Origin of the sequence: Micromonospora sp. NPDC000121, assembly GCF_042899165.1 — a bacterium.
In the GTDB taxonomy this organism is placed as follows: Bacteria; Actinomycetota; Actinomycetes; order Mycobacteriales; family Micromonosporaceae; genus Micromonospora.
The window spans coordinates 475,292-500,448 of sequence record NZ_JBIAZP010000001.1 but is presented as its reverse complement, the minus strand read 5'-3'; the positions used below and the strand labels follow the sequence as shown (position 1 = coordinate 500,448).

At 73.6% G+C, this 25,157-nt stretch carries 22 protein-coding genes; 9 read left to right on the top strand and 13 right to left on the bottom strand.

The window, feature by feature from the left end:
* Positions 1-9 precede the first annotated feature (9 nt).
* Both ACFY23_RS02445 and ACFY23_RS02440 read right to left on the bottom strand, forming a co-directional pair.
* Positions 10-564: a response regulator gene (locus tag ACFY23_RS02445; protein ID WP_350679150.1), complete on the bottom strand. Its 555-nt coding sequence runs from the start codon at positions 562-564 to the stop codon at positions 10-12.
* Positions 561-4,928 (bottom strand): HAMP domain-containing protein, encoded by a 4,368-nt coding sequence (locus tag ACFY23_RS02440; RefSeq protein ID WP_350679148.1) that lies wholly within the window; start codon positions 4,926-4,928, stop codon positions 561-563. The genes ACFY23_RS02445 and ACFY23_RS02440 overlap by 4 nt, the downstream gene beginning before the upstream one ends.
* Before the next feature lie 287 nt (positions 4,929-5,215).
* Between ACFY23_RS02440 and ACFY23_RS02435 the strand changes: the two genes are divergently transcribed.
* A complete protein-coding gene (locus ACFY23_RS02435) occupies positions 5,216-7,303 on the top strand; it encodes a SpoIIE family protein phosphatase (protein ID WP_350679146.1) in 2,088 nt (695 codons plus the stop codon).
* A gap of 70 nt (positions 7,304-7,373) precedes the next feature.
* Here the strand turns inward: ACFY23_RS02435 and ACFY23_RS02430 are convergent, their stop codons facing one another.
* A complete protein-coding gene (locus tag ACFY23_RS02430; protein ID WP_350679144.1) occupies positions 7,374-8,723 on the bottom strand; it encodes an FAD-binding oxidoreductase in 1,350 nt (449 codons plus the stop codon).
* Between the two features lie 90 nt (positions 8,724-8,813).
* Here ACFY23_RS02430 and ACFY23_RS02425 point away from each other — a divergent pair, with 90 nt between their 5' ends.
* Complete coding sequence (locus ACFY23_RS02425; RefSeq protein WP_350679142.1) at positions 8,814-10,910, top strand: S9 family peptidase; 2,097 nt, start codon at positions 8,814-8,816, stop codon at positions 10,908-10,910.
* Positions 10,911-11,080: 170 nt separating this feature from the next.
* Positions 11,081-11,272, top strand: a complete 192-nt coding sequence (locus tag ACFY23_RS02420) for a hypothetical protein (protein WP_350679140.1) — start codon at positions 11,081-11,083, stop codon at positions 11,270-11,272.
* A 12-nt stretch (positions 11,273-11,284) separates the two neighbouring features.
* Here ACFY23_RS02420 and ACFY23_RS02415 read toward each other — a convergent pair whose 3' ends face one another.
* The 3 genes from ACFY23_RS02415 to ACFY23_RS02405 all read right to left on the bottom strand — a co-directional run bounded on the left by ACFY23_RS02415 (position 11,285) and on the right by ACFY23_RS02405 (position 14,624).
* On the bottom strand, positions 11,285-13,417 hold the full coding sequence (locus ACFY23_RS02415) for a bifunctional polysaccharide deacetylase/glycosyltransferase family 2 protein (RefSeq protein WP_350679138.1): 2,133 nt from the start codon (positions 13,415-13,417) through the stop codon (positions 11,285-11,287).
* A 2-nt stretch (positions 13,418-13,419) separates the two neighbouring features.
* Positions 13,420-13,842: a hypothetical protein gene (locus tag ACFY23_RS02410; RefSeq protein WP_350679136.1), complete on the bottom strand. Its 423-nt coding sequence runs from the start codon at positions 13,840-13,842 to the stop codon at positions 13,420-13,422.
* Positions 13,843-14,051: 209 nt separating this feature from the next.
* Positions 14,052-14,624 carry a TIGR03086 family metal-binding protein gene (locus ACFY23_RS02405; protein WP_350679134.1) on the bottom strand — a complete coding sequence of 191 codons (573 nt, stop codon included), beginning with the start codon at positions 14,622-14,624 and terminating at the stop codon, positions 14,052-14,054.
* A 31-nt stretch (positions 14,625-14,655) separates the two neighbouring features.
* On the opposite strand from ACFY23_RS02405, the gene ACFY23_RS02400 reads away from it, so the two are divergent.
* Positions 14,656-15,504: an AraC family transcriptional regulator gene (locus ACFY23_RS02400; RefSeq protein ID WP_350679132.1), complete on the top strand. Its 849-nt coding sequence runs from the start codon at positions 14,656-14,658 to the stop codon at positions 15,502-15,504.
* A 77-nt stretch (positions 15,505-15,581) separates the two neighbouring features.
* Here ACFY23_RS02400 and ACFY23_RS02395 read toward each other — a convergent pair whose 3' ends face one another.
* Genes ACFY23_RS02395 through ACFY23_RS02370 form a run of 6 tightly spaced genes read right to left on the bottom strand, consistent with a single transcriptional unit; the run spans position 15,582 to position 21,189 of the window.
* Positions 15,582-17,120, bottom strand: a complete 1,539-nt coding sequence (locus ACFY23_RS02395) for a SpoIIE family protein phosphatase (RefSeq protein ID WP_350679130.1) — start codon at positions 17,118-17,120, stop codon at positions 15,582-15,584.
* A 2-nt stretch (positions 17,121-17,122) separates the two neighbouring features.
* On the bottom strand, positions 17,123-18,451 hold the full coding sequence (locus tag ACFY23_RS02390) for a sensor histidine kinase (RefSeq protein ID WP_350679194.1): 1,329 nt from the start codon (positions 18,449-18,451) through the stop codon (positions 17,123-17,125).
* Positions 18,452-18,483: 32 nt separating this feature from the next.
* Positions 18,484-19,503: a SpoIIE family protein phosphatase gene (locus tag ACFY23_RS02385; protein ID WP_387035898.1), complete on the bottom strand. Its 1,020-nt coding sequence runs from the start codon at positions 19,501-19,503 to the stop codon at positions 18,484-18,486.
* Complete coding sequence (locus ACFY23_RS02380) at positions 19,500-19,919, bottom strand: ATP-binding protein (RefSeq protein ID WP_350679126.1); 420 nt, start codon at positions 19,917-19,919, stop codon at positions 19,500-19,502. The genes ACFY23_RS02385 and ACFY23_RS02380 overlap by 4 nt, the downstream gene beginning before the upstream one ends.
* Positions 19,916-20,329 carry an STAS domain-containing protein gene (locus ACFY23_RS02375; RefSeq protein ID WP_350679124.1) on the bottom strand — a complete coding sequence of 138 codons (414 nt, stop codon included), beginning with the start codon at positions 20,327-20,329 and terminating at the stop codon, positions 19,916-19,918. Before ACFY23_RS02375 ends, ACFY23_RS02380 begins: the two co-directional genes overlap by 4 nt.
* Positions 20,329-21,189, bottom strand: a complete 861-nt coding sequence (locus tag ACFY23_RS02370; RefSeq protein WP_350679122.1) for an STAS domain-containing protein — start codon at positions 21,187-21,189, stop codon at positions 20,329-20,331. Before ACFY23_RS02370 ends, ACFY23_RS02375 begins: the two co-directional genes overlap by 1 nt.
* Before the next feature lie 163 nt (positions 21,190-21,352).
* Here ACFY23_RS02370 and ACFY23_RS02365 point away from each other — a divergent pair, with 163 nt between their 5' ends.
* Positions 21,353-21,709: an STAS domain-containing protein gene (locus ACFY23_RS02365; protein ID WP_350679120.1), complete on the top strand. Its 357-nt coding sequence runs from the start codon at positions 21,353-21,355 to the stop codon at positions 21,707-21,709.
* Positions 21,710-21,719: 10 nt separating this feature from the next.
* On the opposite strand, the gene ACFY23_RS02360 is transcribed toward ACFY23_RS02365, so the two are convergent.
* Positions 21,720-23,027 (bottom strand): MFS transporter, encoded by a 1,308-nt coding sequence (locus ACFY23_RS02360; RefSeq protein WP_387035556.1) that lies wholly within the window; start codon positions 23,025-23,027, stop codon positions 21,720-21,722.
* Between the two features lie 50 nt (positions 23,028-23,077).
* On the opposite strand from ACFY23_RS02360, the gene ACFY23_RS02355 reads away from it, so the two are divergent.
* The 4 genes from ACFY23_RS02355 (at position 23,078) to ACFY23_RS02340 (ending at position 25,060) form a co-directional block, all read left to right on the top strand.
* Positions 23,078-23,761, top strand: coding sequence for a FadR/GntR family transcriptional regulator (locus ACFY23_RS02355; protein ID WP_350679118.1), 684 nt, complete (start codon positions 23,078-23,080; stop codon positions 23,759-23,761).
* A 39-nt stretch (positions 23,762-23,800) separates the two neighbouring features.
* Complete coding sequence (gene mscL, locus ACFY23_RS02350; protein WP_350679116.1) at positions 23,801-24,274, top strand: large conductance mechanosensitive channel protein MscL; 474 nt, start codon at positions 23,801-23,803, stop codon at positions 24,272-24,274.
* Positions 24,275-24,356: 82 nt separating this feature from the next.
* Positions 24,357-24,605 (top strand): hypothetical protein, encoded by a 249-nt coding sequence (locus tag ACFY23_RS02345; protein ID WP_350679114.1) that lies wholly within the window; start codon positions 24,357-24,359, stop codon positions 24,603-24,605.
* Between the two features lie 83 nt (positions 24,606-24,688).
* Positions 24,689-25,060: a hypothetical protein gene (locus ACFY23_RS02340; protein ID WP_387035560.1), complete on the top strand. Its 372-nt coding sequence runs from the start codon at positions 24,689-24,691 to the stop codon at positions 25,058-25,060.
* Positions 25,061-25,157 lie beyond the last annotated feature (97 nt).

The window sequence follows — 25,157 nt, the reverse complement described above, 5'->3', positions numbered from 1 at the left end:
AGGCGCCGGTCAGGGGGTGTTGCCCCAGCGGGCCTGCTCGAGAAGCTCGACGGCGCGGTCGCGGGCGTCCGGGTCGTCCGCCCGCAGCATCGCGGTGGCCTCGTCGACCGCGTCGGTGAGCACCCGCCACTGCGCGTCGCGCTCCCGCACCAGATCCGACTGGGCCGCGAGCTGCCGGGTCTTCACCCACAGCTCCACGAAGACCGACACCTTGGCCCGCAGCACCCACGGGTCGAACGGCTTCGTGAGGTAGTCGACCGCGCCGACCGCGTAGCCGCGCAGCGCGAGCTGGGCGTCCCGGTCCGCGGCGGTGAGGAAGATGATCGGCACGTGCCGCGTACGCTCGCGCCGCTTGATGTGGCTCGCCGTCTCGAAGCCGTCCATGTCCGGCATCTGGGCGTCGAGCAGGATCACCGCGAAGTCGTCGACCAGCAGCTGCTTCAGTGCCGCCTCGCCGCTCTCGACGGCGACGGACTGGACCGGCAGGCCCTGGAGGATCGCCTCCAGCGCCATCAGGTTCTCCCGGCGGTCGTCCACCAGCAGCGCCTTAGCCATCTGGGTCACGAACTCTCCTCGGTTCGGCTGCCGCTGATCCAGGACGACATGAGTTCGATCAACTCGTCCAGGTCGACGGGCTTGGTGATGTAGTCACTTCCCCCGGCCGCCAGCGCCGACTCGCGGTCGCCGGGCATGGCCTTGGCGGTCAGGAAGACGATCGGCAGGTCGACGAACCGGTGGTTGCGTCGGATCTGTCGGGTCGTCTCGTAACCGTCCTGATCGGGCATCATCGCATCCATCAGGACGATGTCCACCTCCGGATGCTCGGCCAGGAGGCGGACGCCGTCCGCCCCGTTGTCCGAGTACAACACGGTGAGCCCGTGCAGTTCCAACGCACTGGTCAGCGCGAAGACGTTCCGGACGTCGTCGTCGACGATCAGCACGGTGGCCCCCTCCAGCTGGCGGGTCGCCGGCGTGGAGGCCGGCTCGGGCAGCTCCGGCGGCGGCATCAGCAGCGACGACGGCAGTCCGGCGCGGGCCGGCGACGGCGGCAGCGGCGCCACCACCGCGTCCGGCGCGAGCACGTCCGGCACGAAGAGGGTGAACGTCGAGCCCTGCCCGGGCGCCGACGACACGGCGATGCTGCCGCCCAGCAGCCGGGCCAGGTCCCGGCTGATCGACAGCCCCAGCCCCGTCCCGCCGTAGCGGCGGCTGGTGGTGCCGTCGGCCTGCTGGAACGCCTCGAAGATCAACGACAGCTTGTCGTCGGAGATGCCGATCCCGGTGTCGACGACCGTGAACGCGATGACCTGCCGCGCGTTGGTCAGCGCCGGCACGTCGAAGGCCACGTTCTCGGGCGCCGGCGCGATCCGCAGCGTCACCGCGCCGTTGTCGGTGAACTTCACCGCGTTGGAGAGCAGGTTGCGCAGGATCTGCTGCAACCGCTGGGCGTCGGTGACCAGGGCCGGCGGCAGGTCCTTGCTGACCCGCACCTGGAAGTCCAGGCCCTTCTCGTCGGCCTGCGGCGCGAACGCCTGCTCCACGTAGCTGCGGATCTCGTCGAACCGCACCTCGGTGGGCTCGACGTCCATCCGCCCGGCCTCGATCTTGGACAGGTCCAGGATGTCGTCGATCAGCGAGAGCAGGTCGGAGCCGGCCCCGTGGATGGTCCGGGCGAACTCGATCTGCTTCGGGGAGAGGTTCTGCTCCGAGTTCTCGGCCAGCAGCCGGGCCAGCAGCAACAGGGAGTTCAGCGGCGTACGCAGCTCGTGGCTCATGTTGGCCAGGAACTCCGACTTGTACGCCGACGCCCGGGTGAGCTGCTGGGCCTTCTCCTCGAGGCCGAGCCGGGCCAGCTCTATCTCCCGGTTCTTGGTCTCGATGTTGCCCTTCTGCTCGGAGAGCAGCTGCGCCTTGTCCTCCAGCTCGGCGTTGGTGCGCTGGAGCTCGGCCGACTGCTCCTGCAACTCGTGGGCGAGCCGCTGGGACTGCGCGAGCAGCTCCTCCGTACGCCGGTTGGCCTGGATGGTGTTGACGGCGATGCCGGTGGTGGACACCAGCCGCTCCAGGAACGACAGGTGCAGCTCGGAGAAGGGCGTCACGCTGGCGAACTCGATCACCCCGAGCAGCTCGCCCTCGAAGAGCACGGGCAGCACGACCAGGTCGGCCGGCGGGGTCTCGGCGAGCCCGGAGCGGAGCATCAGCTTGCCGTCCGGCGTCCCGCCCATGCGGATCGTCCGGCGGGAGAGGGCGGTCTGGCCGACCAGCCCCTCGCCGGGCCCGAAGGTGACGTCGTGCCCCCGGGCGACGTAGCCGTACGAGGCGGTCAGGCGCAGCCGCATCACGCCCTCGGAGGTGTCCGCCAGGAAGAACGCGCCGAGCTGCGCGTCGACCAGCGGGGTCACCTCCATCATGATCATGCGGCAGACCTCGCCGAGGTCGCGCTGGCCCTGGAGCAGGCCGCCGATGCGGGCCAGGTTCGAGTCGAGCCAGCCCTGCTCGGCGTTCTTCTTGGTCGTCTCCCGGAGGGTGACGATCATCTGGTTGATGTTGTCCTTCAGCTCGGCGACCTCGCCCTGCGCCTTGACCGTGATCCGCTGGGTCAGGTCGCCCCGGGTCACCGAGGTGGAGACCTGCGCGATGGCGCGCAGCTGGGTGGTGAGGGTCGAGGCGAGCTGGTTGACGTTCTCGGTGAGGTCCCGCCAGGTGCCCGAGACGCCCTTCACCTGCGCCTGGCCGCCCAGCTTGCCCTCGATGCCCACCTCGCGGGCGACGCGGGTGACCTCGTCGGCGAACGACGAGAGCTGGTCGACCATCGTGTTGACCGTGTTCTTCAGCTCCAGGATCTCGCCCTGCGCGTCGACCGTGATCTTCTGCGACAGGTCGCCGTTGGCGACGGCCGTGGTCACCGAGGCGATGTTGCGCACCTGCGACGTCAGGTTCGACGCCATCGAGTTCACGTTGTCCGTCAGGTCCCGCCACGTACCGGAGACGCCCTTGACCTGGGCCTGACCGCCCAGCTTGCCCTCCGTGCCCACCTCGCGGGCCACCCGGGTCACCTCGTCGGCGAACGACGAGAGCTGGTCCACCATCGTGTTCACGGTCGACTTCAGCTCCAGGATCTCGCCCTGCGCGTCGACCGTGATCTTCTGCGACAGGTCGCCCTTCGCCACGGCGGTGGAGACCTGGGCGATGTTGCGCACCTGGGCGGTCAGGTTGGACGCCATCGAGTTCACGTTGTCGGTCAGGTCCCGCCAGGTGCCGGCGACCCCGCGCACCTGGGCCTGGCCGCCGAGCTTGCCCTCCGTGCCCACCTCGCGCGCGACGCGGGTCACCTCGTCGGCGAACGACGAGAGCTGGTCCACCATCGTGTTGACCGTCGACTTCAGCGCCAGGATCTCGCCCCGGGCGTCGACGGTGATCTTCTGCGACAGGTCGCCCTTCGCCACCGCCGTGGTCACCGAGGCGATGTTGCGCACCTGCGACGTCAGGTTCGACGCCATCGAGTTCACGTTGTCCGTCAGGTCCCGCCACGTACCGGAGACGCCCTTGACCTGGGCCTGACCGCCCAGCTTGCCCTCCGTGCCCACCTCGCGGGCCACCCGGGTCACCTCGTCGGCGAACGACGAGAGCTGGTCCACCATCGTGTTCACGGTGTTCTTCAGCTCCAGGACCTCGCCCTGCGCGTCAACCGTGATCTTCTGCGACAGGTCGCCCTTCGCCACGGCGGTGGAGACCTGGGAGATGTTGCGGACCTGGCTGGTCAGGTTGCCGGCGAGCTGGTTGACGTTCTCCGTCAGGTCCCGCCAGGTGCCGGAGACGCCGCGCACCTGGGCCTGACCGCCCAGTTTGCCCTCGATGCCCACCTCGCGGGCGACGCGGGTGACCTCGTCGGCGAACGACGAGAGCTGGTCCACCATCGTGTTGACGGTGTCCTTGAGTTCCAGGATCTCGCCCTGCGCCGCCACCGTGATCTTCTGCGACAGGTCGCCCCGCGCCACCGCCGTGGAGACCTGCGCGATGTTGCGCACCTGCGACGTCAGGTTCGACGCCATCGAGTTGACGCTGTCGGTCAGGTCCTTCCAGGTGCCCGCCACGTTCGGCACCTCGGCCTGGCCGCCCAGCTTGCCCTCGGTGCCCACCTCGCGGGCCACCCGCGTCACCTGCTCGGCGAAGAGCCGCAGGGTGTCGGTCAGGTAGTTCATCGTGTCGGCCAGCTCGGCGACCTCGCCGCGCGCCCCGACCGTGATCTTCTGCGACAGGTCGCCCTTGGCCACCGCCGTCGCCACCTGGGAGATCGACCGCACCTGGCCGGTCAGGTTCGACGCCATGGTGTTCACCGAGTCGGTGAGGTCCTTCCAGGTGCCGGCGACGCCGCGCACGTCGGCCTGACCGCCGAGCTTGCCCTCGGTGCCCACCTCGCGGGCCACCCGCGTCACCTCGTCGGCGAACGACGAGAGCTGGTCGACCATCGTGTTCACGGTGCGCCCGATGCGCAGGTACTCGCCGCGCAGCGGCCGGCCGTCGATCTCCAGGGCCATGTGCTGGGACAGGTCGCCCTCGGCGACCGCCACGATGACCCGGGCGATCTCGGTGGTGGGCCGGCCGAGGTCGTCGATCAGCGAGTTGACGGCCCGCTGGCCCTCCGCCCAGGAGCCGTCGAGCCCCTCGTCGTCCAGGCGCTCGGTGAGCCGGCCGTCCCGGCCGACGATCCGGCTGATCCGCCGCAGGTCGAGGTACTGCCGCTCCTGGAGCGAGACGACCTCGTTGAAGGCGTCCGCGACCTCGCCGGCCCGGCCCGCCCGTCGCGGCAGCCGGACCTTCAGTTCGCCGCGGCGGACCCGCCGTAGCGCCTCGGTCAGTTCGACGAGGAGCGCCTCGTGGTCGGGCGCGGACGGATCCGCGGCTGACGACTGTTTCGCCGTGGTCATCATTCCTCGCTCAGCTCGGGGCCACCGACTCCTGCGACGCAGGCCATCCCATCATTGTGCCCGCGACGTCGTCCCCGCCACGTCTGCGCGGCCGCTCGCCACGCGTGGCAACCGTCCCACCCGTCCGGTTTCGCCCCGTCCCGCAGCCGGTCGGCACGCGCGACAACCCGTCGCACCCGTCCGGTTTGCCCCGTCCCGCGCGGCTCGCCACGCCGACCCGGTGCCGTCCGCGCCACTCGTCCGGCACCGGCTTGGCAGCCGAGCGGGCGGCGGTGGAGGATACGAGGGTGTCAGCGGAGACGGGGCCCGCGGAGACCGGGGGCCGAGACGAGCACGTCCGGCGCGTCCGGCTCCCCGCCGACCGGCGTACGCCCGCCGCGGCGCGAGCCCTGGTGCGGTCGGTGCTCAACGAGGCGCACCTGGACGAGTTGCTCAACGAGGCGCTGCTGCTGACCACGGAACTCTCCACCAACGCGGTGGAGCACGCCCGCACCGAACTGGACGTCGAGGTCGTCGCCGATTCGGACGGGCTCACCGTCACCGTCTCCGACTTCGCGGCCGGCCCGGTGGACGAGCTGACCGTCGGGGTCCGCAACGACGCCACGGACATCGACGAGGTCTCCGAGCGCGGCCGGGGCCTGCTGCTGGTCGACCACTTCGCCAGCCGCTGGGGCACCACCTACCTGCCCACCGGCAAGGGCGTCTGGTTCCGGCTGGACCGGCCCGACCCGGCCGGTGACGCCGAGACGCACGCCGGGCTGCGGACGGCGCCGGGCGTCGCGGCCGCCGGGGGTGGCGCCGCCGCGACGGCGGAGAGTTCCGCGCCGAGCGCGGGGGCGATGAGCGAGCTGATGCAGACCACCCCCGACCCGTACGCCGAGGACCCGCTGCCCGACTTCGCGACCGGTCTGCTCACCCGGGTCGCCGAGATGGTCGGCGCGGCCGGCGGGGTGGTGCGGCTGAACCGGGGGGACGGACAGGGCGCACAGGTGCTGGCCCGGTACGGCCGCCAGCCCCGGCCCGGCAACGAGCTGCTCCGGGTGCCGCTGGCGGTGCACCGGCCGTACAGCGGGGAGCTGGAGCTGGACGCGGCCCCTTCGGCGTACGCCCGGCCGCTGGCGGTGCTGATGGCCGAGCGGCTCTCGCTGCACCTGGAGAACGACCGGCTGCGCCGGGCGGACGTCCGCCGGCAGGCCTGGCTGACCTTCCTCGCGGAGGCCAGCGAGCTGCTCGCGCAGTCCCTGGACGTCGAGCTGACGATGGCGCTCATCCCACAGCTCGTGGTGCCCCGGCTCGGGCAGTGGTGCGCGGTGCACACCACCGACGAGTGGGGCCGGCTGCGCCTCGCGGCGGCCAGCCACGCCGACGAGTCGGTGCTGCCCCACCTGCACAAGGTGCTCCAGGAGACCGGCCCGGAGTCGGTCCAGGCGCGGCTGCGGGAGGCGTCCCGCAACGGCACGCAGATGCCGCTCGGCGCGCCGATGGAGGGCTTCGCGGTGCCGCTGATCGCCCGGGGGCAGCGCCTCGGCACCCTGGCCGTCGGCCGGCACCAGCGGCACCGGCACGACCCGGACGAGGTCTCCGTGCTGGAGGACGTGGCGCGGCGGGCGGCGCTGGCGATCGAGAACGCCCGGATCCACGCGGAGCGCCGCCGGGTCGCGCAGACCCTCCAGCAGTCGCTGCTGCCGCCGGTGCTGCCCGTGGTCGAGGGCATCGGCTTCGCCGCCGAGTACGTCCCGACCGGCGACGACGCCGACGTCGGCGGCGACTTCTACGACGTGGTGCCGCTGCCGGACGGGCGCTGGCTGGTGGTGGTCGGCGACGTCTCGGGCAAGGGGGTGCAGGCGGCCACGGTGACCGGCCTCGTCCGCGACGTCATCCGGGTGCTGGTCGGCGACGGCAAGCCGCTGCCGGAGGCGCTGGCCCGGGTCAACGAGACGCTGGTCGAGCGGGGCGGCGGGCGGTACTGCACGCTTGCCCTCGCGGCGGTCGGGCCGGGCGACGGCACGCAGCTCGACGTGTCGCTGCACCTCGCCGGCCACGACCGGCCGGTGCTGTTGCGCTCCGGCGGCGGGGCCGCCTTCGTCGGCGCCGGCGGCACGGCGCTCGGGCTGCTCGACTCGATCACCTCGCCGACGGCGGAGATCCCGCTCGACCCGGGTGACTCGCTGGTCTTCTACACCGACGGGGTCACGGAGCGGCGGCGCGGCCGGGAGCTGTTCGGCACCGACCGGCTGCGCGACGCCGCCGCCCCGCTGGCCGGCTACTCGGCCGACGTGGTGGCCGCCCGCCTGCGCTCGACCGCGCTCGGCTTCTCGGCCGAGGCGCCCCGCGACGACATCGCCATCCTCGTGCTCCGCAACGACGCCGCCTGACGACGCGGCCCGACGAGGCCGCGCCCGACGACGACGCCGCCCGACGACGACGCCTGACGACGCGGCCTTGTCAGAGGCCGCCGGGGAGGCGGCCCGGGGCGAGGCGGTGGTGCGGGTCGAGGTGCTCCTTGGCCGCGCGCAGCCGGGGCAGCCCGGCCAGCTCGCCCCACAGGTCGACGGCCCGCCGGACGGCCGGCGGCGCGGAGAGCACCACGCATCGCCCCTGCCGGGCGAGGAGCACCCCGCGGACGGCGGCCAGGATCGAGGCCACCCGGTCGGGAGCCATGGCGCCGGGAAGGGCCGCGTGCACCACGCCCAGGCCGGCGGAGCCGCGCACCGGGACGGGGGTGCCGGCGGCGTCGCGCAGCGCGTAGACGGCGGCGTGCAGGTCGGCGATCGGCACCTCGATCCGCAGTGCCGTGTCGCCCGGGCCGAACGGGTAGCGGCGCCACCACTCCGGCGCCGAATGGCTGACCCCCGCCCTGCCGCCGAGGAGGTTCACCAGGCGGTCGGCCCGCTCGGCGACGTCGGCCGGGCCGCCCTCCAGCAGCACCGCGAGCCGGCCGGCACCGGCCGGGCCGGGCGCGGCGCGCCCCGCCATGGACGGGTGACGCGCCATCGCCTCGGCCCGGCCATCCTGGCGCGGCCGGGGTCCCGCGCCGGCCGGCAGGTCCAGCTCGACCGCGGCCGGGTCGAGGCGCGCGGCGAGCACCGTGCGGACGAGGTCGTGCACCTCCAGCGGGGTCCAGACCGGCCGGCTGACCCAGATCCGGCCGGCCGGCACGGCCTGCACCCGCAGGGTCGCGGAGACCAGCACGCCGAGCGCCCCCTGCGATCCGCAGAGCAGCCGGGCCAGCTCCAGCCCGTCGAGGCCGCCGCCGGCGTTGACCAGCTCGCCGTCGGCGTCGAGGTAGCGCACGCCGAGGAGCTGGTCGCACGGGCTGCCGTGGCGGTGCCGCAGCGGACCCGCCTCGCCGGCGGCGAGCACGCCCCCGAGGGTGGCGCCGGGCGAGGGGGCGTCGACCGCCAGCCGCTGCCCGGTGCGTTCGAGCGTGGCCTGCACCGCGCGCAGCGGGGTGCCCGCGCCGACCTCGGCGGTGGGCGCGCCGAGCGGCTCGTGCCCGATCCCGGCGAGCCGGCCGGTGTCGAGCATGATGTCGACCCGGTCGGGGGCGGCACCCCAGTCGATCTTCGTGCCGGCACCACGCGGCACCACGGTCAGGTCGTGCCGGGCCGCCAGCCGCAGCACCTCGGCGGCGGCGTGCGGACCGCCGGGCACGGCCACCCAGCGGGCCGGGCGGCCGGCCACCTCGTCTGCCGGGCCGGCGAGGCGGGCGAACGGCGGGCCGCAGATCTCCGTCAACCGCCGGGTGATGTCAAGGGCGCCGGGTCGATCGGTGGAACTCGCTGCTGCCGCCATGCCGGTCATCGTACACATGTTCGAAAGATGTGGCGGCGGGTCGACCGGCGAGACCACCCGGAGGGCGACCCGCGCCGGTAACGTGGCGCCGTGACCACCGAGACCCCCGTGCCCACGGCGAAGCGGGTGCCCAGCGAGCGCACCCACCACGGCGACACCGTCACCGACGAGTACGCGTGGCTGGCCACCAAGGACGATCCCGAGACGATCGCCTACCTGACCACGGAGAACGCGTACACGGAGGCGCGGACGGCGCATCTCGACGGGCTGCGCGCCGACCTGTTCGAGGAGACCCGCCGGCGCACCCAGGAGACCGACCTGTCGGTGCCCAGCCGCAAGGGCGGCTACTGGTACTACACCCGCACGGTCGAGGGGCAGCAGTACGGCGTGCAGTGCCGCCGGGCCGTCCGGGACGGCGAGACCGACCCGCCGGTCAGCGTGGACGGCGCGCCGCTGGAGGGCGAGGAGGTGCTGCTCGACGGCAACCTGCTCGCTGAGGGGCACGACTTCTTCGCGCTCGGCGCGTTCGACGTCAGCCCGGACGGGCGGTGGCTCGCATACTCGACGGACCATTCCGGCGACGAGCGGTTCACGCTGCGGGTCAAGGACCTCTCGACCGGCGAACTGCTACCCGACGAGGTGCCCGGCACCTTCTACGGCACCGCCTGGTCCGCCGACGCCTCCGTGCTGTTCTACGTGACGGTGGACGAGGCGTGGCGGCCCAACCGGGTCTGGCGGCACACCCTGGGCACCCCGTCGAGTGAGGACGTGGTGGTCCACCAGGAGGACGACGAGCGCTTCTGGGTCGGCGTCGAGCTGACCCGCTCCGAGAAGTTCGTCCTCATCGACATCCACAGCAAGATCACCAGCGAGGTGCTGGTGATCCCGGCCGGCAACCCGACCGGCGCGCCCGCCTCCGTGGCGCCCCGCCGGCAGGGCGTGGAATACACGGTCGAGCACCACGGCCACCGCTTCCTGATCCTGCACAACGACGGCGCCGAGGACTTCGCGCTCGCCTACACCTCGGCGGACGCGCCCGGCGACTGGGTGCCGCTGATCGAGCACTCGCCCGGCACCCGGCTGGAGGCGGTGGACGCCTTCTCCGATCACCTGGTCGTCTCGCTGCGCACCAACGGGCTGACCGGGCTGCGGGTGCTGCCGATCGGCGGCGGCGACCCCTTCGACATCGACTTCCCGGAGCCGCTCTACAGCGTCGGGCTGGACAGCAACCCGGAATACCAGACCCGGCAGATCCGGCTGCGCTACACCTCGCTGGTCACCCCCGACTCGGTCTACGACTACGACCTGGTCACCCGGCAGATGGTGCTGCGTCGGCAGAAGCCGGTGAAGCCCGGGCCGGACGGGCGGGCGTACGACCCGGCCGACTACGAGCAGCACCGCGACTGGGCGCTCGCCGACGACGGGACGCGGGTGCCGATCTCGCTGGTCTGCCGGGCCGGCACGCCGAAGGACGGCTCCGCCCCCTGCGTCATCTACGGCTACGGCTCGTACGAGGCGAGCATGGACCCGTGGTTCTCCATCGCCCGACTGTCCCTGCTGGACCGGGGCGTCATCTTCGCCGTGGCGCATATCCGCGGCGGCGGTGAGCTGGGCCGCCGCTGGTACGACCAGGGCAAGCTGCTGGCCAAGAAGAACACCTTCACCGACTTCGTCGCCTGCGCCCGGCACCTGGTCAAGGCCGGCTGGACGGCGAGCGACCGGCTCGTCGCCCGGGGCGCCTCGGCCGGCGGGCTGCTGATGGGCGCGGTGGCCAACCTCGCCCCGGACGCGTTCGCCGGGATCGTCGCGCAGGTGCCCTTCGTGGACGCGCTCACCTCGATCCTGGACCCGTCGCTGCCGCTGACCGTCACGGAGTGGGAGGAGTGGGGCAACCCGCTCGACGACCCGGAGGTCTACGCGTACATGAAGTCCTACACGCCGTACGAGAACGTGCGGGCGGTGGACTACCCGGCGATCCTGGCGGTGACCAGCCTCAACGACACGCGCGTGCTCTACCACGAGCCGGCGAAGTGGATCGCCCGGCTGCGGGCGGTCGCCCCGCAGGGCGACTACCTGCTCAAGACCGAGATGGGCGCCGGCCACGGCGGGCCGAGCGGCCGCTACGACGCGTGGCGCGAGGAGGCGTTCATCAACGCCTGGATCCTCGACCGCCTCGGCCGCGCCTGACCGGGTCAGGAAGGGCCCTCGCCGACAGGACGGGGCCCTTCCTGGCTGCCCGGCGCCGTCCGCCCGGTGGGACCGCCTGGTCGCCGCGCGATGCGTGGACCGACCGCACCGCGGTCACCCGTCCGGGTGCGGCGCCCGACGGCCCGCCCGTGGGTGCCTAGACTGCCGGAGTGACCGAGGCCGGCGGGGTGGACGACGGCGAGCCGGCCGGGGACGTACCGGCGTCGGGCTGGCGGGCGGCGGCGCGCGACCGGCGCGTCTGGGCGATCCTCGCGGTGGTCGCGATCCTGCTGGTCTGCTGCTGCTCCACCGCCGCCGGGACGCTGCTCGCGCTCTCCGCCGGCCTGCTCACCGCCGGCTGACCCCGCCGGGCGTCAGAAGGGCGCCCGTCCCTGTGCCCCGACCAGCGCCGCCGCCTCGCCGGTACGCGCCATCCGCTGCCAGCGCAGCCGGTTGCCGATCAGCGCGGTGACCACCGACTGCACCACCACCAGGTACATCACCTGCCGGTAGAGCAACTGCTGGAACGGCAGGCTCCACAGCGGACCGAAGCGTTCCCGGTCCAGCCGCAGCGCGTACGCGGCGGTGACCGCCTGGAGCAGCAGCAGCCCCGCCCAGGCCAGCACCAGCGTCGACCAGGGCAGGAACAGCAGTCCGTAGACGGCGTAGACGTCCACCGCCGGGGCGGCCAGCGGCAGCACGATCTGGAACACGCTCAGGTACGGCAGCCCGCGCCGGCCCAGCTTGCCGCCGGCGCCCCGCTCGCGCAGCGCGTGCCGGTGCTTCCACATCGCCTGCATGGTGCCGTAGCACCAGCGGTAGCGCTGCCGCCAGAGCTGCCGCAGCGACGAGGGCGCCTCCGTCCAGGCGATGGCCGCCTCCTCGTAGACCACCCGCCAGCCGGCCCGCAGCACCTTCATGGTGAGGTCGGTGTCCTCGGCCAGGGTGTCCGAAGGCACCCCGCCGACGGCGATCAGCACCTCGCGGCGGAACGCGCCGATCGCGCCGGGGATGGTCGGCATGCACTCCAGCACGTCGTACATCCGGCGGTCGAGGTTGAAGCCGATCACGTACTCCAGGTGCTGCCAGCGGCCGAGCAGCCGGCGCCGGTTGGCGACCTTGGTGTTGCCGGAGATCGCGCCCACCGTCGGGTCGGCGAAGCCCTGCACCAGCCGGTGCACGGTGTCCGGCTGGAAGACGGTGTCCCCGTCGACCAGCACCAGCAGGTCGGCGCGGGCGGCCCGGATGCCGGTGTTCAGCGCCGCCGGCTTGCCGGCGTTGGCCTGCCGGATGACGCGCACCCCGCGCAGGCCCAGCCGCTCGACGATCCCGGCGGTGTCGTCGCTGGACCCGTCGTCCACGACGATCACCTCCAGCGCCGGGTAGTCGCTGGCCACCAGCGACCGGACGGTCGCGGCGATGTTCGCGGCCTCGTTGTACGCGGGCACGATCACCGACACCGGGGCGGTGACCGGCGGCAACACGCGCCTCGGCCGACGGACCCGCCGCACGTGCACCTGCGCGCAGATCACCTGCACGACCAGCCGGGCCACGCCCAGCACCAGCGCGACCGCGAGCAGCAGGTCCATCGCCCCGGCCAGCCAGCCGGCGCCGGTCTGGGTCCACCGGAGGACGTGCCCGCCCAGCCGGCTGCCCCCGCTCGCCGGCAGCATGGAGGCCGGCGCGTCGATCCCCTCGGAGACGGTGGTGAACCGGTAGCCCTGCTCGGTCAGCGCGGGCAGCAGCCGGTCGAGGGCGGCCACCGTCTGGGCCCGGTCGCCGCCGCCGTCGTGCATCAGCACCACCGCGCCGCGCCCCCGCTCCGGGGTGGCGGCCTCGACGATGGCCGGTACGCCGGGCCGCTGCCAGTCCCTGGTGTCCCGGTCCGCGAGCACGGCGACGTGCCCGGTGCCGGCGGCAGCGCGCAGCGCGGCGTACTCGGGGCCGGTCAGCGCCGACGGATGCGACGAGAACGGCGGCCGGAGCAGGGTGACCTCCCGGCCGGCCGCCCCGGCGACGGCCTTGCGGGTGAGCGAGAGCTCCAGGTCCCGCCGCCAGTCGGCGGCGGCGCCGAGGTCGGCGTGGGTGAAGCTGTGCGAGCCCAGCTCGTGTCCCTCGGCGAGGATCCGGCGGACCAACTCGGGGTGTTCGTTGACCCGGGCACCGACCACGAAGAAGGTGGCGCGCGCGCCGTGCCGGCGCAGCGCGTCGAGCACCTGCGGCGTCCACCGCGGGTCCGGCCCGTCGTCGAAGGTCAGCGCGATCGTCCGGTCGGGCATGGCGCGGCTGACCGGCCGGTCCCGGTCGAGCCGCAGCACCGGCCCGCCGGTAACGACATCCTTCGGCACCGCCGGTCCGGCGGACGTGTCGGCCCGCCCCCCGCCGGAGCCGCCGGCGAGCCCGGTCACCAGGCCGTCGACGGTGAGCGCCGCGAGCAGCAGCGCCAGGCCGAGCAGGAGCAGGATCCAGTGCGCCCGCGGGTCACGGCGGGCGACGTGCCGCGCCACCGCTAGCTCGGCTTGCCCGGGGACCGGCTGGGCTTCGCGGTGCGCCGCTCGTCGCCCTGGCCCGGCTGCTCGGACCGGCTCGGCCTGGCGGCGGGAGCGCCGGTGGCCGGGGCGGTCCCGTCGCCGGCCGTACGGGTGGGCATCGGAGCCGAGGTGCTGGTCGCGGGCGACGGGCGGGGGCCGGCCGGCGACGCGCCGCCCAGCTCGCCGCGGCCGTCCACCCCGGCTTCGAGCGGTGCCGACGGGCGGCTGTCCGACCAGCCGGGCAGCGACACCGACGAGTCCATGAAGAGACCGGCGGCGATCAGGCCGAGGCTGGTGAGCAGGCCCAGGCCCATCGCGGTGCCGGCGATCACCGTGAGCCGTCGGCGACGCCCGGTCCGGTCGACGAACACCGGCGGCGCTCCGCCCGGCTGGTTGTGCATCTGTTGAACTCCCGCTGCCACACGCGACGGGCCTTCCGGCCCAGCCCAGGGCCCGTCCGGCCGGGCCTCCAGAGCAAACAGCGCCCACGTCGCCGCCGGCGTTACACAGCTCAGGTTCCCCAAAGTTTCTCCACCGCCGGGCACCGAGGAACAGCAGGCCGGGCGGCAAGGAGGCCCGTGCGGCGGCGAGCCGCGCGGGCCGGCGGTGCTCAGGCGGCGGGGGGCCAGCCGGGGTCGCGGCCGGTGTGGCAGAGCAGCCGGTCGAACTCCGGCAGGTCGGCGGCGCCCGGCACCGGCTCCGCGAAGACGCCCATCTTCCGGGCCTGCGGCCCGAGCTGCCCCACCAGCTCGTGCAGCGCGGCCGTCGTCTCCGGGGCGGGCCGGTACGGCTGGCCGGTGGCGACGGCGAGGTCCCAGCCGTGCACCGTCAGGTCCAGCAGCACCATGCCGCCGACCGTGGCCTGCGGCAAGCCCATCCCCGGCGAGACGCCCTCCAGCGTCGACGGGTCGGACCAGGCGTCGACCAGCCGCCGCGTCTCGGCCTCGAACCGGTCGCGCCAACCGTCCGTGAGATGGTCGGGCTTGTCCGCCCACTCGACGGGGCGCTTCGCCGCGAGGGACTGGAAGTTCACCACCACCTCGAACAGGTGGTTGAGCAGGTCGCGCACCGCGTACTCGCGGCAGGGCGTCGGCAGGTCGAGCTGGTCGTCGGCGATTCCACGTACCACCGCCACGGTCGGCGGCGCGGCCACCGCCAGCAGGTCACTAGTCTGGGTTGCCATACGGCCAGCGTATGAGGGTGGTCTTGAAGAAATGCGACAGCAGCCGCGCGGGGACAGCCGGGGCATCCTGGACCCGGCGCGGCTGCTGCGGCAGGTCCGCTTCCGCCGGCACCTGCCCGCCGTCGCGCTCCGGCCGTACGTCGAGCACTACTGGTTCGTCGACTGGGAGCTGACCGAGCCGCTCACGCAGCAGGTCGTGCCGCACCCGGCTGTGAACGTGGTGTTCCGGCGCGACGGCGACGGCCCGGAGACCGCCGAGGTGGCCGGCGTGGGGCGCGAACTGTTCTCGATCACGCTGTCCGGTCTCGGCCGGGTCAGCGGGGTCCAGTTCCGGCCGGGCGGCTTCCGGCCGTTCTGGCGGGGGCGGTCGGTCGCGGAGCTGACCGGGCGGCGGTGGCCGATTCCGACGCTCGCCGACCGCTGGCCGCCGGCCGCCGCCCTGGTCGCCGCCGCGTCGGCCGGCGAGGGGCCCCCGCCCGCCGGCCGCTGCGACGGTACGGACGCCGAACGCCGCCGCGCGCTGGACGAGCTGCTGCTCGGCTGGGCGCCGGTCGCCGACCCGGTCACCGACGAGGTGATCGGCCTGGTCGAGGCGATCCGCACCGACCGGACAGTGCTGCGGGTGGACGACTTCGCCCGGCGGCACGGGCTCTCCGTCCGCCGGCTGCAACGCCTGTTCCTCGCGCACGTCGGTGTCGGCCCGAAGTGGGTGATCCGTCAGTACCGGCTCCAGGAGGCCGTCGAGCAGGCCGCTGGCGACCCGCCGAACTGGGCGGCGCTCGCGGCGGACCTCGGCTACAGCGACCAGGCCCACCTGGTCCGCGAGTTCACCGCCGTCGTCGGCGTCTCGCCGGCCGCGTACGCCCGCTCGGTCGGCTGACCCGGGCGCGGCTGCCGGAGTCAGGAAGGGCCCCTTCCACAGCGCCAGGCGTTAACAGGGTTGCCCTTCCTTACACGTCAGCGGCGGCGGAGGGCGACCACGGCGACGTCGTCGTGGATCTCCGGCGGGGCCAGCTCGACCAGGAGCCGCGCGCAGAAGCGGTCCAGGTCGTCGTCGATCCGCCCCGCGGCCGCGGCCAGGGCGGCCAGCCCGTCGTCGATCGTGGTGTCCCGCCGCTCGATCAGGCCGTCGGTGTAGAACACCAGCGTCGCGCCGGCCGGCAGCACGAACTCCAGGTCGGGCGGTCGCTGCGCGCGGACCCCGAGCAGCGGCGCCGAGTGCTGCACGAACTCCACCTTGCCGTCCAGGCTGAGCACCGGCGGCAGGTGGCCGGCGCTGGCCAGCCGGATCCGGCCGGTGGGCGGGTGCAGCAGCAGCACGCAGATCGTGGCCAGCTCCGTGGGGAGCAGGGTGCGCATCAGCTCGTTCACCCGCTCCAGGATCTCGCCCGGCTGGTGCCCCTCCACCGCGTACGCCCGCACCGCGTGCCGCAGCTCGGCCATCACGGTCGCGGCGTGCAGCGAGTGGCCCGCCACGTCGCCGATCGCCAGCAGCAGGTGGCCGTCGAGCATCACCAGCTCGTAGAAGTCGCCGCCCACCTCGGTCTGCGCGCTCGCCGGCTCGTAGCGCACGGCCAGGTCGAGCCCGTTGATCTCGGGGATCCGGCGCGGCAGCAGGCTGCGCTGAAGGGTGACCGCGATGCGGTGCTCCTCGTCGAAGGAGCGCTGCGCCTCCACCGCCGCCGCCGCCGCCTGGGCGAGCTGCCTCAGCACCGGGGTACGGGCCGTCTGCGTGGCGGTGGGCACGACGACGTAGAGCGGCGTCCGGTCCTCGCGCAGCCGGGCGGCGGCCACGGTGACGGTGTCCCCCGCCGGCCAGTCGACCAGACCCCAACCGGCCGGGTCGTCCATCCGGACCGTCGTCCCGATCGGCACGCCGCTGTCGTCCACGGTCCACGGGACGATCGTGGCCGTGCCGTCGGGGCCGCCCGCGATCCCGGCGACGCAGTCGCCGTCGAACGTCTCGGCGATCACCGCGGCGGGGCCCTTGAATATCTGGGCCGCCCCGGCCGCCGCCGCCTCCAGCAGCCGAGCGAAGTTCGGCGCGGCGTGCATCGCCACGGTGGTGTCGGCCAGCCCGAGCAGCCGTTCGGCGAGCAGCTCCGCCCGCTGCCGGGCCCGGTAGTAGCGCAGCACCGCGTGCGCGGTGGCGACCAGCTCCTCCGGCTCGATGGGCTCGGCCAGGTACGCGTCCGCGCCCCGGGTCAGCCCCTGCGCCCGGTCCACCACGTCCACCGCGTGCGCGGACACGTGGATCACCGGCATCGCCGGGTGCGCGGCCTTGATCCGTTCGCAGACCTCGAACCCGCTCAGGTCGGGCAGCCGCACGTCGAGCACCACGAGGTCGATCGGGTCCACGCCGACGCGGGCCAGGGCCTCGCCGCCGGTCTCCGACTCCAGCACCGTGAAACCCGCGCGGGAGAGCCAGCTGACCAGCAGGTACCGCTTGGTGCGACTGTCGTCGACCACCAGCACGGTCGCCGGGCCGCCCTCCACCGTCACACTCCGCCCGCGGGCAGGCTGACGGTGAACGTGCTGCCCCGCCCGGGCTCGCTGGACAGCACCAGGGTGCCGCCGAGCAGGGTCACCAGCCGCCGCGCGTACGGCAGGCCGAGGCCCGTGCCGCCCACCCGGGTCGCGCCGGGCACCTGGTAGAACTCCTCGAAGATCCGGTCGTGCTGCTCAGGCGCGATGCCCGGGCCGGTGTCCGAGACGGACAGCAGCCAGCGGTCGTCCCGCCGCTCCGCCCGCAGCCGGACCTCCCCGCGCTCGGTGAACTTGAGCCCGTTGTGCAGCAGGTTGCGCAGCACCTGGGCGAGCAGCACCTCGTCGGTGCGCAGCGTGGCCGGGACCGGCGGCTCCTCCACCACCAGCTCGACCTCCGGCCGGGTGGCCAGGGCCCGCAGCGTGCCGCGCAACTGGCCGAAGAGCGGTCGCAGGTCCACCTCGGCCCAGTCGGGCTCGATCCGGCCGGACTCGGCCTTGGCCAGGTCGAGCAGCTCGTTGACCAGCGAGAGCAGGTCGCTCGCCGAGGAACGGATCAGCCCGACCTGGCGGGCCTGCTCGGCGGTGAGCGGGTCGGAGGCGGAGTCACCCAGCAGCCGACCGAGTCCCATGATCGCGGTGACGGGGGCGCGCAGCTCGTGGCTGACGTTCGCCAGGAACCGGCTCTTCGACTCGCTGGCCGCCCGCAACTGGGCGGACTTCTCGTCCAGCTCGGCGTAGAGCGCCACCACGCCGCGGTTGGTCTCCTCCAGCTCCTCGGTGAGCTGGTTGTAGAGCGCCATCACGCCGCGGTTGGTCTCGGCGAGTTCCTCGTTGAGCACGGCCAGCTCGTCGCGCTGGCTGCGTACCTCGTCGAGGGCGGCGATCAGTTGTGCGTTCTGGGCGGCCAACTCGTCCAGGGCGCTGCCCGGGGCGTTCCGGCCGAGTTCGGCGCGAAGCTCGGCGAGACGCTCCTGGGTCAGCACCTCGGCGGTGACCGGAACACGTCGGGACATCCTTACGACCGTATCCCCCTCCCCGGTCACCACGCCCAACATGTCCACCAACCGCGCCACCGCACCCGACTGCGGCTCGTACCGCCCGCCGGGCAGCGGGCGCACCGGGACGAGGTCCACCCGCAGGTGCCGTCCACCACCAACAGCGTCGTGGACCAGGGTGAATGTCACGTCCGCCCCGCCGACCCCGCGCAGCAGGTCCCGGGCCACCTCGCTGAGCGCGGTGGCGATGCGTACCTGGTCCTGGTGTTCCAGCCCGACCGCGGCGGCGACCTCACGGCCCCGCTGCCGGACCACGAAGATGTCGTGTTCGACCCGCAGCGCCATCTGGAGCAGCGGCGCCGCCCCGGTCGGCCGGGTCACGACCACGCCCGGGCGACCAGGACGCACGCGTCGTCGCGGCGGGTGCCGGCGTCGCGCAGCAGCGACGCGGCCACCACGACGGGCGAGCGGTCGGCGAGACCGGGACAGTCGGCGAGCTGCCAGCGGTCGACCACGCCGTCACTGTGCATCACCAGCAGGGCGCCGGCCTCGAAGGGGTAGTCGTACTCCCGGACCTGGGGACGCTGGTGACCGGCGATGCCGGGCAGCGAGACCAGGCCCCGGCGCTGGCCGGCCGCGCCGACGACCGCGGCGGAGATGTTGCCCAACCCGGCGTAGCGCAGCACCCCGGCCGACGGGTCCGGTTCCGCGACGGCCAGCGCCGCGCCCCGGGTGTGGGACATGGCCCGGTGCAGGTGCTGGACCACGGCCGCCGGCGGCCCCGCCGGCGCCTTCCGGAACGCGTCGAGCGCGGCGTCGGTGGCGGCGGAGGCGAGCGGTCCGTGCCCCAGCCCGTCGCAGACCAGCACCTGCCGCCGGCCCTCGACGATCCGCCAGCCGTACCCGTCGCCGCTGACCGACTCCCCGGTCAGCGGCCGGGTGAGCGCGCCGACCCAGGGCCGCTCCCGCTCACCGGCGCGGCCCGGCCAGACCTGGACGGCGAGCACCGTGCCCCGCCCCGGCCGGGAGTAGCCGTCGAACCAGCTGGCCTGTCGGACGATCGCGCCGAGACCGATGCCGAGCGTGCCCGTGGTGGAGTGTCCGTCCTGTGAGGAGACGGTCAGGTCGGCCATCCCCGGTCCGGCGTCGATCGCGACCAGCTCCACGCCGGCCACCCGCTCGTTTCGGACGGGCCGCAGCAGCAGCACGCCGTCCTCGGCGTGCTTGACCAGGTTGCTGGTCAGCTCGGCGGCGACGATCGCCAGGTCGGCGGTGCGGGCCTCCCCCAGGTCGAGCTGCTCGCCGAGCCGCTCGGCGGCGCGGCGCACCGCGCTGGCGGCGCTGCCGGTCTCCACCCGGAACCAGACGCCACGGTCGGGGACCGCGTCCTCGGTCATCTGGACCATTTGGTGACCGTGATGCGGGTGCCCTCACCTACCGCGGTCTGGATGTCGAACTCGTCGACCAGCCGGCGCGCGCCGCTGAGCCCGAGGCCGAGGCCGCCCCCCGTCGTGTAGCCGTCGGTCAGTGCCAGGTCGAGGTCGGCGATGCCCGGGCCGGAGTCGGCGAAGACGATACGCACGCCCCGCCGCGTCCCGTTGTCCACCGTGCCCACCTCGACCGTGCCGCCGCCGCCGTACACCAGGGTGTTGCGGGCCAGCTCGCTCGCCGCGGTGACCACCTTGGTCTGGTCGACCAGCGAGAGCTTGACCGCCACCGCCACCGTACGCACCAGCTGCCGGACGCGCACCACGTCCTCGTCGCTGCGGATCGCCTGCGCCTGCGGCTGGCCCAGGTCGACGCCCGCGGTCATGACGAGGCCGTCGTCTCGGCGTCCGGTTCGTCGTCGAACGCGAACTGGAACTCGTCCGCGCGCGCCGTCGCGATCAACTCCATGCCCCGCTCGACGTTGAGCGCCGTCCGGATGCCGTTGAGGGACAGGCCCAGCTCGACGAGGGTGATGGCGACGGCGGGGCGCATCCCGACCACCACCGTCTCGGCGTCGAGCACCTTGGAGATCGAGGCGATGGTCGACAGCATCCGCCCGACGAAGGAGTCGACGATGTCCAGGGCGGTGATGTCGATGATCACGCCGTGGCAGCCGGTCGCGACGATCCGCTCCGCGAGGTCCTCCTGGAGCTGGACCGCCGTCTGGTCGGACATGTCGACCTGGATGGAGACCAGCAGGATCTCACCGATCTTGAGGATCGGCACCCGCTCCATCACGCCTCCCGGCGCGGCTGCCGGCGGCCGGTCTCGACCCCGGTGAGCCGGAGCACGTGCCGCAGCGCGTCGGCGAGGCTGGCCTTGGTGGCGATGTCGCCGAACTCGATGCCCAGGGCCACGATGGTCTGCGCGATCTGCGGCCGGATGCCGGAGATGATGCAGTCCGCGCCCATCAGCCGGGCGGCCACCACGGTCTTCAGGATGTGCTGGGCCACCTGGGTGTCCACCGCCGGTACGCCGGTGATGTCGATGATCGCGTACGGCGAGCTTGTGTCGACCAGGGTCTGGAGCAGGCGCTCCATCACGACCTGGGCGCGGGCCGAGTCGAGCGTGCCGACCAGCGGCACGGCGACGACGCCCTCCCAGAGCTTCACCACCGGGGTGGAGAGCTCCAGCAGCTGCTCCGCCTGGTCGGCGATGAGGCTCTCCCGGGTGCGGACGAAGCTCTCGAAGGTGAACAGGCCCATCTGGTCGATCAGCCCGGAGAAGGCGACGTAGTCGCGGAGCGTGCTGGTGCCGCCGTCGGTCTCCAACAGCTCCAGCAGCACGTCCTTCAGCGCGAAGACGCTGATCGCGGTCTCGGAGGCGGAGAAGCCCTGCCGGGCCCGGCCCCGGGACAACTCGGCGAGCACGGCGCGCAGCTCGGTGGCCTGCTCGGCGTCGAGGTCGACGGCCCCCTGCTCGGCGGCGGCGACCATGCTGCCGTGCAGTTCCTGCACCTGCCGGCGCAGCTCTCCCTGGGTGAGTCGCCCGCGCAGGGAGGCGGCGACGATCTCCGTCCAACGCTGCGTGATCCGCTCCGCCTGACCTGTCAGCAGACTCGCAAGCCGGCCGTTCTCCTCGGCGCTCAGCGCCATGGCAAACCCCCTTCGACCTGGACCGGCGGACTCTATCACCGGAGGCCGGGCCGCTAGTTGCCGCACGGCAAAGGAATGACGGTGGCCACCGGATACCGGCTCCCGTTCTGCGTACCACCCCGATGGTGGGATACCGTTTCCCCGATAACGGGAGGTCTGGCGAATGTCCTTGACGGTGCACACGGAACAGCGCGGCGACGTGGTCGTCGTGTCGGTCGCGGGCGAGCTGGACATGGCGACCGCACCCCAGTTGCAGGACCAGATCACCGACCTGCTCGACAAGGGCCGCAGCCGGCTCGTCTTCGACCTGGCGAACGTCTCGTTCTGCGACTCCACCGGGTTGTCGGTGTTCGTCCGCGCCAAGAACAGCTGCGACGAGGCCGGGGGCGTCGTGCGGCTGGCCGCCCCGCAGCGGGGCGTGCTCCGCATCCTCGAGGTGAGCGGTCTCGTCGAGGTGCTGCACACCTACCCGACGGTCGACGAGGCCGTGGCGGGCGACCCCACGCCGGCCTCCTCCTGACCGTTCCTCCTCACGCCTCGTCCTCGATGTGCCGGGGACGAGCGATCACCATGCCCGCGGCGGTCTGCACGGCCAGCGCCGCCAGCAGGAAGCCGATCGGGGCGGTCCATCCGCCGGTCGCCTCGTAGAGGATGCCCACGAGCAGCGGCCCCAGCGCGGCGATGACGTAGCCGGTGCTCTGCGCGAAGGCCGACAGCGCGACGGTTCCCTCGGCGGTCCGGGCGCGCAGCCCGATCACCGTCAGGATCAACGGGAACGCGCCCTGCCCGATCGCCAGCAGGGTCACCCAGAGCAGCGCCGCGCCGGACGGGGCCAGGGCGAGCCCCAGGTAGGCCAGGGTCGACGCGGCGGTCAGCGAGAGCACGAGCGGGCTCAGCGTCCGCAGCCGGCCGGCCAGCGTCGGCATCAGCAGGGCGATGGGCACACCGAGCGCGGTCACCCCGGCGAGCAGCAGCCCGGCCGTCTCCGGGTGGTAGCCGGCGTCCCGGAAGAGCTGGGCCAGCCAGCCCATGATCGCGTACCCGCTGAGCGACTGCGCTCCGAAGTAGACCGCCATCGCCCAGCCGAGCCGGGTGCGGCCGGGCCGGACCCGGCCGCGGGACGGGACGGCCCCCGTCGGGGTCGCCCGCCGCGCGGCGGCCCGGGCCCGCAGCGCCAGCGGCACCCACGGGAGTACGGCCACCGCGGCCAGCCCGGCCCAGACCCCGAGCCCGACCCGCCAGGAGCCGAAGGCGTGCGCCACCGGCACCGCCGACGCGGCGGCCACCGACGTGCCCAGGGTCAGCGCCATCGTGTACGCCCCGGTGACGAGCCCGGTGCGGTGCGGAAAGTGCTGCTTGACCAGCATCGGCAGCAGGATGTTCGCCACCGCGATGCCGGCCAGCGCCAGCGCGCTGGTGAGCACGAAGACGAGCGCGGAGTCGGTGACCACCCGCAGCACCTGACCGGCGGCGAGCGCGAGCATCGCGACCACCAGCACCCGGGCCGGGGCGAACCGGCGGACCAGCCACGGGGTCAGCGCGCCGAGCCCCGCGAAGGCGATGGTGGGCAGGGTGGTGACGAGGCCGGCCATCGCCCCGGAGAGCCCCAGGCCGTCCCGCACCTCGTCGAGCAGCGCCCCGAGGCTGGTCACGGCGGCCCGCAGGTTCACCGCGACCAGCAGCATCCCGACCAGCACCAGGACGCCCCCGGTGGCCGGGTGCAGGGGCCGGCCCGGCGCAGCCCGCTCCACGGCGGGGGCGACCGGCACGCGGGCCGGGGCCGGGTCGGTGGTGGACGCGGTGACGTCGGCGGTGGCGGTGGGCGGTGGCGGGGTCATACCGTTGAACCTACAATCATGGGATGAATTTCGGGCAGGAGTTGTAACCAGTGCCACCGTCGGTTGATTCCCCCACCGCGCCGCCCCGCGGGCATCGGGTGCGGCAGACCATCGCGCAGCTCAGGGAGCGGATCCTCGGCGGCGAGTGGCCGGTGGGCGGTCGGATCCCCACCGAGCCGCAGTTGGTCGCGGCGCTCGGCGTGGGGCGGAACACGGTCCGCGAGGCCGTGCGGGCGCTGGTGCACGCCGGGGTGCTGGAGTGCCGGCAGGGCTCCGGGACGTACGTGGTGTCGACCGACGAGCTGGCCCCGGTGGTGGCCCGCCGGCTCACCGACGACCGGGCGGCCGAGGTCGTCGAGGTGCGGCGCGCCTTCGAGGTGGAGGCGGCCCGGCTCGCCGCGCTGAGGCGTACGCCCGAGGACCTGGCCGCGCTCGACGGCGCGCTCGACGTGCGCGAGGCGGCCTGGCGCGGCGGCCGGGTCGACGAGTTCGTGGAGGCCGACGCCGCGCTGCACACCGCCGTCGTGGCGGCGGCGCACAACGGCATGCTCGCCGAGCTGTACGCCTCGGTCGGCGCCGCGCTGCGCAGCACGATCACCCAGTCGATGGGCGACGCGCTGGAGCCGGAGCGCTACGTCGACCACTCCCGGCTGGTCGAGGCGATCCGGGCCGGCGACCCGGACCGGGCGGCCATCGAGGCCGGCGCTTTTCTGGAGTCGCCGCGCGGGGCATAGGTTGTGCCGGACGGAAGACCGGACACCTCGGGAGTACGGATGCTCAAGGGCTTCAAAGACTTCATCATGCGCGGAAACGTCGTCGACCTCGCGGTCGGCGTCGTCATCGGCGCCGCGTTCACGGCGGTGGTCACGCAGCTCACCAACTCGTTCCTCAAGCCGCTGATCGCGTTGATCACGCTCGTGGTCACGGGTCGTGAGGGCGGCCTTCAGGGCACGACGTGGAAGGTCCGGGGTGTCGAGTTCGACTGGATCAGCTTCATCAACGCGATGATCACCTTCGCGCTCACCGCGGCGGCGCTGTACTTCCTGGTCGTCTACCCGATGAACAAGCTGGCCGAGCGGCGCAAGCGGGGCGAGGAGCCGCCGCCGAAGGCGCCGAGCGAGGAGGTCAAGCTGCTCACCGAGATCCGGGACGCCCTGGTCACCGCCGGCCACGCCACCCCCGGGCAGCAGCGCGGCGCGCTCGACGACGTGCTCGGCCGCCGGCAGGAACCGCCCACTCCGCGCTGAATCCGGCACACGCACATCGGCCCCTGCGGGAATCCCGCGGGGGCCGCACATTTTCGTACGCATGTTCGATAGAGTCCCCGCCATGGAGCAGCGGAAGCACTGGTGGAACGGGAAATGGGGCCGGCTGGCGCGGCGGGACGTCTTCCTGCGGGTCGACGCCGACCGCTGGCACGTCGAGCAGCGCGCCGGCGGCTCCGAGGGCGTCTCCCAGTTCTACGAGTACGACACCGTCGAGGAGGCCGAGGAGACGGTGCGGGCGCTGCTCCAGGGCACCGACGGTTGGCGCGAGCTGTCCCCCCGCCCGCCGAGCGCCTGGTCGCCCGAGCGGTGAGAAGGGCCGGCGGGCGGGTGCGGGGCGAGGCGGGGCGGGGCGCGGGCGGTTTAGCCGGAGCGGGGGCCGGGAACCGCGCGAGAATGAATCAGGGCATCGAGCGGCAGGCGATGGTTTCCCGGGTCACCACGGGCATGCGGGTGATCGACGTCGACGGCACCGAGGTCGGCACGGTCGACCTCGTGCAGCGGGGTGACCCGAACGCGGTGACGGTCCAGGCGCCGACCGCCGATCCGGGCAGCAGCCTGGACGAGCTGATCGAGTCCACGGCGGTCGAGGAACCGGACGTGCCGGCCGATCTGGCGGCCCGGCTGCTGCACAGCGGCTACCTGAAGGTCTCCACCGACCTGGCGCGCACCGGCGCGGTCTACGTGCTCGCCGAGCAGATCGCCACCGTCGCCGACGGCCAGGTACGCCTCGACGTCCCCGCCGCCGCCCTGCCGCCCGAGGAGTGAGACCGAGGAACGAGCCGAGCCGGGCCGGGGCCGAGCCGGGCACATCCCACGCGCGCTGTCGAGCTGATGTCGTAGACGATTCTTGATGTCGTAGACG